Annotated in this window: 1 protein-coding gene; it reads left to right on the top strand. The window is 29.3% G+C overall.

The window, feature by feature from the left end; genetic code table 11:
• Positions 1–49: 49 nt before the first annotated feature.
• Positions 50–266 (top strand): hypothetical protein (locus tag AACQ14_RS23830; RefSeq protein WP_339366031.1); only part of this gene is annotated, 217 nt, incomplete at its 3' end.

Raw genomic sequence — 266 nt, 5'->3', positions numbered from 1 at the left:
ACACCTCCATCATGATAATGACATTCATTATCATGATGGAGGTGTCTTTATGAGAACTTGTCAAAATAACAAAGAATGTATACTTAATCATGTGTGCAACGATTATGAAAAGAGATTATTGAAAACCATAAGTCCAGTAATAAAAGGAATAAAGCCAGCAGAAATAATAAGTCTACCGAAAAGTGAAGAAAATGTTAGGGGCAAATTAAAATTATTAACTACCATGTATAACAAATGCAACAAAATAAAAGGTGAAATCATTAATT

Origin of the sequence: Vallitalea maricola (genome assembly GCF_036985595.1) — a bacterium.
Lineage (GTDB): Bacteria > Bacillota > Clostridia > Lachnospirales > Vallitaleaceae > Vallitalea > Vallitalea maricola.
The sequence above is the reverse complement of the archived record's forward strand: the minus strand, read 5'-3'. Positions and strand labels throughout refer to the sequence as shown.